Annotated in this window: 8 protein-coding genes; 1 reads left to right on the top strand and 7 read right to left on the bottom strand. The window is 72.8% G+C overall.

The window, feature by feature from the left end; translation table 11 throughout:
- Positions 1-1,637: phosphoenolpyruvate carboxykinase (GTP) (locus AC1DUQ_RS12375; protein ID WP_477073879.1), on the bottom strand; the 1,637-nt coding region annotated here is incomplete at its 3' end.
- Positions 1,638-1,743: 106 nt separating this feature from the next.
- On the opposite strand from AC1DUQ_RS12375, the gene AC1DUQ_RS12370 reads away from it, so the two are divergent.
- Entirely contained in the window at positions 1,744-3,261 is a 1,518-nt protein-coding gene (locus tag AC1DUQ_RS12370) for a helix-turn-helix domain-containing protein (protein ID WP_477062702.1), read from the top strand.
- Between the two features lie 4 nt (positions 3,262-3,265).
- On the opposite strand, the gene AC1DUQ_RS12365 is transcribed toward AC1DUQ_RS12370, so the two are convergent.
- From AC1DUQ_RS12365 to AC1DUQ_RS12340, 6 genes are all read right to left on the bottom strand, one after another.
- Positions 3,266-3,670: an ATP-binding protein gene (locus AC1DUQ_RS12365; RefSeq protein WP_477062701.1), complete on the bottom strand. Its 405-nt coding sequence runs from the start codon at positions 3,668-3,670 to the stop codon at positions 3,266-3,268.
- 113 nt (positions 3,671-3,783) lie between these two features.
- On the bottom strand, positions 3,784-4,074 hold the full coding sequence (locus tag AC1DUQ_RS12360) for a hypothetical protein (protein ID WP_477062700.1): 291 nt from the start codon (positions 4,072-4,074) through the stop codon (positions 3,784-3,786).
- Complete coding sequence (locus tag AC1DUQ_RS12355) at positions 4,071-4,760, bottom strand: hypothetical protein (protein WP_477062699.1); 690 nt, start codon at positions 4,758-4,760, stop codon at positions 4,071-4,073. The genes AC1DUQ_RS12360 and AC1DUQ_RS12355 overlap by 4 nt, the downstream gene beginning before the upstream one ends.
- A 118-nt stretch (positions 4,761-4,878) precedes the next feature.
- Complete coding sequence (locus AC1DUQ_RS12350) at positions 4,879-7,467, bottom strand: winged helix-turn-helix domain-containing protein (RefSeq protein ID WP_477062698.1); 2,589 nt, start codon at positions 7,465-7,467, stop codon at positions 4,879-4,881.
- Positions 7,468-7,631: 164 nt separating this feature from the next.
- Positions 7,632-8,414 carry an SDR family NAD(P)-dependent oxidoreductase gene (locus tag AC1DUQ_RS12345; RefSeq protein WP_477062697.1) on the bottom strand — a complete coding sequence of 261 codons (783 nt, stop codon included), beginning with the start codon at positions 8,412-8,414 and terminating at the stop codon, positions 7,632-7,634.
- 21 nt (positions 8,415-8,435) lie between these two features.
- Positions 8,436-8,660, bottom strand: a 225-nt coding sequence (locus tag AC1DUQ_RS12340; RefSeq protein ID WP_477073878.1) for a hypothetical protein, incomplete at its 5' end; no start/stop codon positions are given.

The raw sequence follows: 8,660 nt of genomic DNA, 5'->3' as shown, positions 1-8,660 counted from the left end.
TCCGTGCGCCGGCCGCGCGCGCGGTCGACCTGGTCCACCATCCACGCGAGCACGCGGGAGTTCTCGCCGAAGCCCGGCCACAGGAACCGGCCCTGGTCGTCCTTGCGGAACCAGTTCACCTGGAACACCAGCGGCCGGTGCTCGCGGTCCAACCGGGCCCCGACGCTCAGCCAGTGCGCCCAGTGGTCGGCCATGTCGTACCCGCAGAWCGGCATCATGGCGAACGGGTCCCGGCGCAGCTCGCCCACCGTGCCCTCGGCGGCGGCGGTGCGTTCCGACGAGATCGTCGCGCCCATGAACACGCCGTGCTCCCAGCTCTCCGCCTGGGCGACCAGCGGCACGTTCGTGGCGCGCCGGCCACCGAACACGATGGCGTCGAGCGCCACCCCTTCGGGGGCGGACCAGTCGGGCGCGATGGTCGGGCACTGTGCCGCGGCGACGGTGAACCGGGAGTTCGGGTGGGCCGCCGGCTCGTCGGACGCGGGGGTCCAGTCCCGGCCCTGCCAGTCGRCCAGGTGGGCGGGCGGCTCCGGGGTCAGGCCCTCCCACCAGACGTCGCCCTCGTCGGTGAGGGCGACGTTGGTGAAGATCGTGTCGTGGCTGATCGTCTCGATCGCCGACGGGTTGGTCGCCTCGCCCGTCCCCGGGGCGACGCCGAAGAAGCCCGCCTCGGGGTTGATCGCACGCAGGGACCCGTCCGGTCCGGGGCGCAGCCACGCGATGTCGTCGCCGATGGTCTCGACCTGCCAGCCCGGCAGCGTGGGGACGAGCATGGCCAGGTTGGTCTTCCCGCACGCCGAGGGGAACGCCGCGGCGACGTGGTACGTCCTGCCCTGGGGCGAGGTGAGCCGGATCAGGAGCATGTGCTCGGCGAGCCAGCCCTCGTCGCGTCCCATGACGGACGCGATCCGCAGCGCGAAGCACTTCTTGCCCAGCAGGGCGTTGCCGCCGTAGCCGGACCCGAACGACCAGATCTCGCGCGTCTCGGGGAAGTGGGCGATGTACTTCGTCGAGCTGCACGGCCACGGGACGTCGGTGTCGCCGGGCAGCAGGGGTGCACCGACCGAGTGCACCGCGGGGACGAACGGCGCACCGGCCTCGATCAGGTCGAGCACCTGACCGCCGACGCGCGTCATCACGTGCATGCTGACCACGACGTAGGGCGAGTCCGTCAGCTGCACGCCCGCCTGGGACAGCGGTCCGCCGACCGGGCCCATGGAGAACGGCACGACGTACAGGGTCCGGCCGCGCATGGCTCCCGCAAACACGGGATCGAGCTCGGCGCGCATCGCGTCGGGCTCGCGCCAGTTGTTGGTCGGGCCGGCGTCGGCCTCGTCGACCGAGCAGATGAAGGTGCGTGACTCGACGCGGGCGACATCGTCGGGGTCGGACCGTGCTAGGTAGCTGCCGGGTCGCAGCGTCGGGTCGAGGGGGAGGAGAGTGCCCGTGCGCACCATCTGGGCCACGAGCTCCTGCCGTTCGACGTCGGACCCGTCGCACCACACCACGGCGTCCGGCTCCAGCAGCCGGGTCGCAGCGTCGACCCACGTCCGGACGTCCCCCAGCAGGGCGGCCGACATCACGTCGGCGAGCGTGGTGGTGGTGAGGGTGGCGGGCGACTCAGCCAACGACGTCATGTCTGCGCGATCTCCTTGGGTGCTGCGAGCGACAGCGCTCGTGTACACCCATCGTCACGTCAAGGTGCATCGATCTGCGGTCATCGCAGCCTGTCAAGTTTGGCCGATGTTGACATATAGTCACGTTGTGGCCGCACCAGTCAACGATTCCGACGTCGCCGGCTCGCAGGTAGCACCGGACGCCCTCACCCTCGGACGGCGACTGCGGCACCTGCGCACGGCGAGAGGTCTGACGCTCGACGCCCTCGGGCGCCAGGTCGGCGTGACGCCGAGCCTGCTGTCGCTGTTCGAGAACGGCCACCGCGAACCGCGCCTCGCTCTGCTGCGCACGCTGGCGGACGCGCTGGGGGTGACGGTCGCCGACCTCCTCGACGCCGAGCCTCCGTCGCGCCGGGCCGCCCTCGAGATCGCGCTCGACCGCGCGCAGCGCTCCCCGGGGTTCGAGCGGCTCTCGCTGCCGCCCGTGCGGCCCGGGCGGTCGTTGCCGCTGCCGGTGCTCGAGCACCTCGTCGGCCTGCACGCCGAGCTCGCCCGCCGCGACCTGGAGGCGGTCGCGACCCCCGAGGAGGCGCGCCGCGCGAACACCCAGATCCGCCTCGAGCGCCAGCAGCGCGACAACTACCTGCCGGACATCGAGCGGCTCGCCGAGTCCATGGCCCGTAAGGCCGGGTACACCGCGGGCGCGCTGACGCACCGCGCGGTGTCGCGGATGGCGGAGCAGCTCGGGCTGGCGATCATCCACGTCGACGACCTGCCGAGCTCCACCCGGACCGTCACCGACCTCGAGCACGGCCGCGTCTACCTGCCGCCGGCGTCGACCCCCGGAGGCCACGGACTGCGCTCCCTCGCTCTGCAGGCCATCGCGCACCGGGTGCTCGGGCACGAGCGGCCCACGTCGTACGACGACTTCCTGCGCCAGCGCATGGAGACCACCTACTTCGCGTCCTGCTGCCTCATGCCCGAGACGGCCGCCGTGGAGCACCTCCAGCAGCACAAGAAGGAGAAGGACCTGGCGATCGAGGACCTGCGCGACGCGTTCGGCGTCACGCACGAGGCGGCCGCGCAACGGTTCACCAGCCTGGTCACCCACCACCTCGGCATCCCCGTGCACTTCCTGCGGATCGGCGGTGACGGTGCCATCTACCGGGCGTACGCCAACGACGGGTTGCCGCTGCCCACCGACGTGACCGGCGCGATAGAGGGACAGCTGGTGTGCCGGAGCTGGGGTGTGCGGCGCGCGCTGACCCGGCGCGACCGCACCTCCGAGTCGTACCAGTACACCGACACCCCGGCCGGGACGTTCTGGTGCTCGACGCAGACGGGGTCCGGCACGACCGGGCAGATGGCGCTCACGGTCGGCGTGCCCTTCGCGTCCGCGACGTGGTTCCGCGGCCGGGACACCCAGGAGCGACACCAGTCGACCTGCCCGGACGAGGCCTGCTGCCGTCGACCACCGGCATCCGCGGTCGCGCGCTGGCAGGACGCGTCGTGGCCCAGCGCCCGGATCCACCAGCAGGTGTTCACCGCGCTGCCCACCGGGGCGTTCCCGGGAGTGGACGCCCGCGAGGTGTACGCGTTCCTGGACCGGCACGTCCCGCAGCGATCGACCGACGACCAGGCCTGATCGCTCAGGCGCGACCGCGCAGGATCTGCACCGCGTCGTCGCGCGGCACGTCGAACCACACCGTCTTCCCGTCCGCACCCCGCAGGTCGCAGCCCCACCGTGTCGCGTAGGCATCGACGAGCTGCATGCCGTGACCACCCACCGCGGCGGGGTCCGCGGCGCGGAGCCGGGGCGGGCTGGAGCTCTGGTCGTCGACCTCGACCCGGATCTGACCGTCGACGTCGTGCACGCGGATCGTGACGTCGCCGGACGGAGGCCCGTGCAGGACCGCGTTGGTGATCAGCTCACTGCTCAACAGCTGGAGGAGGGGCGCGTCGATGGCAACCAGGCCGCCGAGCAGCGCCTCGGTGTCGACCCAGGCCCGTGCTGCCGCGATGGACGTCTGCCCTGCGACGAAGTGGAGAGCCATGATGCTCCCGTTCGCGTGTCATCGACGAGCTCGAGGCGATGTTCGCGTCGTGCTTCCCCACGCCCGGCCATCATCTCCCACCCGTGGCCGGACCGCAGGGGGAGGACCTGCGGTCAGCTCGTCGGGGCGACGTCCGGCTCCGGCAGGGGATCGACGATCCCGACGGAGATGAGGGTGACGCCGAGGTCGCGGACCCGGGCAAGGAGCCCGTGGAGCTCGGCCTGATCGGCGACGACTCCGGTGAGGCTCGTCGCCCCGTCGTCGTCGTGGGTCAGGGTCAGGCCCCCGAGCGAGGGCGCCCAGTGCGGATCCAGGTGTCCCCTGACCCGCAACGTGTAGACGGCGGCCGCACCCGCCCGGTCGACCGTGCCGACCGGGCGGGCTGGCTGGGGGTGGATCGTCACTTGGCGCCGGCCGGGTCGAGCTGCGCGCTCGTCGGCGCGACCGCGGGCAGGTCGGTCGCCGTGCGCTGGTCGCGCCACAGGGAGTAGCCGAGGGCGACGAGCGCGATGCCGTCGGGGATGGCGAACAGCCGCTGGTTGACCTGCGGGAGCAGCGGGATCGCGAGGGTGGCGACCGTGCTCACGGCCAGGAGGACGGAGGCCCAGCGGGCGAGGATGCCGGTACGGAAGAGCGCGATGCCGAAGAGCAGTCCGCCGACGACGTAGCCGAACGCGGCGAGGAGGTTGAGGGCGGTGAACGACCCGACGTCGCCGGTCGCGCTTCCTCCCGTGGCGATGGCGAGGATGTCGGTGACGTAGCCGGGCGTGCTGTGGGCGAGGGACGGCAGGACGACCAGGCCGATGACCTCGGAGCACATGATGAGCAGGTAGCCGCCGGCCGCGACGAGGTAGCCGACCAGGCCGAGGACGCCGATCTGCCTGACCTGCCGCAGGTACATACCGGTGATGCCGACGAGCGCGAGGACGGCCATGAGCACCTTCATGGTCTGGCGGACCTGCCACTCGGTCGTCGTGACGAAGTCGGCGTCCAGCTGCGGGTGGTTGATCTGGACGGTGATGAACAGCAGGCCCGCGGCGACCGCGGCGAGGCCGGCTGCCCGGGTGAGCGTGGAGGTGGTGATGGACATGTCCGGCTCCCTGGTTCGGGTCCGTGGCGGGGCGCCGCGGCATGACCCGAACCTAGGAACCGGGCTGGTGGTCCGGCATCACCACCTGTGGTGAACGGCGATGTGACGCCCGGTCCGGCTACAGCAGTCCACGTTCGTGCGCGCGCAGGACCGCCGCCCGGCGACTGGTGACACCGAGCTTGGTGAAGATCCGCTTGGTGTGGCTGCGCAGCGTGTTGAGGGTGACGAAAAGGTCGCGGGCGATCTGGGGGCCGGTCAGCTCGCTGTCCAGCAGCCTCAGCACCTCGAGCTCACGCGCGCTGAGCGGCTCCGCCGACGGGTTCTGGACCGCGATGCCGGTGCGGTCACCGCCCGAGGCCGCGATGCCGAGCAGGCGTCGTGCGTGCTCACCAGCGTCGTCGTGGCGGTCGACGGCTCGCAGCAGCTCTCGCATCGGAGCTCCCTCGTCCAGGAAGAGGCGCACGGAGGCGCCCGGTTCCGGTGCCTGGCTCCAGGCCTGGCCGAGCGTGCGCAGGGCGTCCTTGCGGTCACCCTGTGCGTCTTGCGCCAGCGCAGTGAGCAGGTGGATCTCGAGGAGGCTTCCGGCGCGCCCGGTGCTCTCGGCCGCCTTCTGGAGCCGCGCCAGGAGGAGGAGCGCACGGGCCAGGGCGTCGGGATCGTGGTGTGCTCGGTGCTGGGCGATGAGCAGCCGCACCAAGGTCAGGTGGTCGAACTCGCTCAGGTACGCGACCTCGTCCGTGGCGGACACACCCCGCTGTCGTGCCCAGTCGGCGGCCTGCACGAGGCTGCCGTGGGCGATCCAGACGCGAGCCTTCATTGCGGCGATCGGCCGCACGTCGGGGAAGAACCCCGGTCGATAGAGCAGCTCGGCCTGGTGCAGGAGGGCGATGGCCCGCTGCGGGTCACCCTCGACCGCGGCGACGCGGCCCATCGACGCGAACCATCGGAATCGGCTCTCGGCCATGACCGCGCCCTCACCGAGTGCCGCGGCCTCCTCGAGGTGTCGCGTGGCTCCCGCGACGTCCCCGGCCTCCAGGTCCAGCTCGCTGAGCCCTACGTGGAGCGCGGGGGTCGCGCGCAGGACGGGCCCGTCGTGCGCCGCGCTCACCTCGAGCGCACGCAGGTAGAGGTCGCGTGCCGTGCTCGGCCGGCCCGCCACGAGCCACATGTCCGCCAGCACGGGGGTGCTGCTCAGCTCGTCCACGAGGTTTCCCGCCGCATGCAGGCTGGCGACCGCCTCCGCGAACGTGTCGAGCGCGGAGGACACGTCGCCGCGGGCCCACGCCGCCAGGCCGAGGAAGCCGGACGCGCCCCCGCGTGCGAGGTGGTCGTCGGGGCCCGCCAGCTCGAGCGCTCGCCGGGCATGCTCTGCGGTCCCCGCGACGTCACCGCGGGCCTGTGCGAGCGAGGCGCGGTGCACGGCGATCGTCGCCGGCAGCGACCGGAGCTCCTCGGCCTTCGCCGGCGTCGGCGTCGACCCGTCGGGCGCGGTCGCGAGCGCGCGGTCGGCGTCGTCGAGCCGCGCACCGACCGCGTCGAGGTCGCCGGACACCAGGAGCATGTAGGCRAAGAAGACGCTGAGCAGAGGGCTGCGTCGGACGGCGTCCTCGGGGAGCACCTTGAGCCAGCCGAGCAGCAGCGCCTCGCGCCGGTGGCGTCGGATGTCCGGGACGGCCAGCTCCATGAGGTGGACTGCGCGGTCGACGTCCCCCGCCGCGAGCGCGTGCCGCACCGCCTCGTCGGCCGATCCGTGCGCCTCGTACCAGAGGCTGGCCCGCCGGTGCAGCACCGGGACCAGGTCGGGCTGCTCGGCCAGCAACCGCGCCCGCAGGACGTCGGCGAACAGGTGGTGGTACCGGAACCACTCGCGTCGCTCGTCCAGGTGGACGAGGAAGAGGTTCTCGCGCTCCAGGGTCATGAGCATGCGGCTGCCACCGTCGCCGCCGACGACGGCGTCGCAGAGGGCGCCCGTCAGGCGGTCGAGGACGGCGGTGCGCAGCAGGAAGTCGCGCACGGCCGCCGGCTGGTGCGCCAGCACCTCCTCCGCGAGGTAGTCGACCAGGTACCGGTCGGTGCCGGCGAACTGGTCGATGAAGCCGCGGACGTCGTCGCGCCCTCGCAGGGAGAGCGCGGCCAGCTGCAGCGCCGCGATCCAGCCCTCCGTACGTCGCTCCAGGGCCACCACGTCGTCGGCCGAGAGGCGTAGCCCGCTGACTTCGCCGAGGTACGCGGTCGCCTGGTCGAGCGTGAACCGCAGGTCGGCGGCACGGATCTCGACCAGGTCACCGTCCACCCGCCATCGCGCCAGCGGCAGGTCCGGATCGACCCGGGTGCAGAGCACGACATGGACCTGGGGCGGGAGGTGCGTGAGCAGGAAGGCCATGCCCCGGGCGATCTCCGGGTCGTCCACCAGGTGGTAGTCGTCGAGGACCAGCCAGACCTGGCCCGGTGCTGCGGCCAGCTCGTTGAGGAGCGTGGTGAGGACGAGGTCGACCGCCGCGGGTGAGGAGGTGATCAGGTCGAGCGCGCGGGATCCCACGCCGCCCGTCGCGCCTTCGAGCGCGGTGAGCACGTACCTCCAGAACGTCGCGGGGTCGCTGTCCGACGAGTCCAGCGAGAGCCACGCCACGGTGCGCCCGTCGTCGGGCGCGCCCGCCACCCACTCCGACACGAGCGTGGACTTGCCGAACCCCGCGGGAGCGCACACCAGGGTCAGCCTCGCGTCGACCCCGGGGCGGACACTCTCGAGGAGCCGTGGGCGGGCGACCAGACCCCGTCGCAGCGTCGGGACGTGCAGCTTCGTAGCAATCAGCGGACCCGCCACGCCATCCCCGTTCCAGGAGCACGACCGCGTGCGTGCCGCGGCCCACGCTAGTGGCCAGGACGCCTCACGCCTGAGCGCGAGCGCCGCGACCCGATCGCGCGCACGACCGATCGGGGCATCACCCGCGCGACGCCGGACCCCAGTCGGTACCGCAGGCTCGGCGTGGAGATGACGGCGCCGCGCCGCGTGTCGGCAAGGGCGGTGGCGACGACATGGTCAGCGCGCAGCCAGGCGATCTCCGGCAGCCACGTCATGTCGATGCCGGCGCGGTCGTGGAAGTCCGTGTGGACGAACCCGGGGCACACGACGGTCGCGGTGACCCCGGTGCCCCGCAGCTCGACCGCCAGCCCCTCGGTGAACGTCCGGACCCACGCCTTGTGCGCGGAGTACGAGCCGAGGGTAATGAGCGCGGCGACCGACGCGACGTTGAGGATGGCGCCGCGCCCGCGCGCGGTCATCTGCCCGGCAGCGGCGTGCGACAGCACCAGCACGCAGCGGACCATGACGTCGAACACCGCCTCCTCGCGCCCGAGGTCGCCGTCCACGAACCGCTGCCCGGCGGCGCCGCCGGCGTTGTTGACCAGCAGCCCGACCGGGCGCTCTGTCGACCGGAGCCGCTCGGCGACGCGCTCGACGTCGCCACGGACCGACAGGTCCGCGAAGAGGACCTCGACGTGGACGCCCGCCGCGGCGTGCAGCTGACCGGCCAGCCGCTCGAGCCGGTCGAGATCCCGGTCGACGAGGACCAGGTCGTGGCGCGCGGTGGCGAGCTGCCAGGCGAACTCGAGCCCCAGCCCGGCGGCCGCCCCGGTGATCAGCGCGGTACCCACCGCACCAACCTAGAGGTCCGGTCAGCCGCGGAGCGCGTACGCGAGGCCGTCGGTGACCGACATCCCCGCCCCGCGAGCGAGCGCTGCGTCGAGCACCTCCGGGGGGACGGCCGCCCGCACCGCGGCCATCGACTCGTCGTGCTGCTCGCGCTCGTCGGGAGGCCACTCGCCCCCGGCACGCCCGAGCATCGCCGTGGCCGCCCCGAGCAGGGTCGCCGCGCGCTCGTGGTCGCCCGCGGCCGCGGG

The sequence above is a fragment of the Cellulomonas sp. P4_B5_2 genome (assembly GCF_056402235.1).
Note: the sequence above shows the minus strand (reverse complement) of the source record. Positions and strands in the feature narration are given on the sequence as shown.

What these genes read in the sequence shown, in the direction of transcription:
- AC1DUQ_RS12370 (WP_477062702.1), top strand. Translation starts at nt 1,744, where the DNA reads ATGTTGACATATAGTCACGTTGTGGCCGCACCAGTCAACGATTCCGAC.
- AC1DUQ_RS12365 (WP_477062701.1), bottom strand. Translation starts at nt 3,670, where the DNA reads ATGGCTCTCCACTTCGTCGCAGGGCAGACGTCCATCGCGGCAGCACGG.
- AC1DUQ_RS12355 (WP_477062699.1), bottom strand. Translation starts at nt 4,760, where the DNA reads ATGTCCATCACCACCTCCACGCTCACCCGGGCAGCCGGCCTCGCCGCG.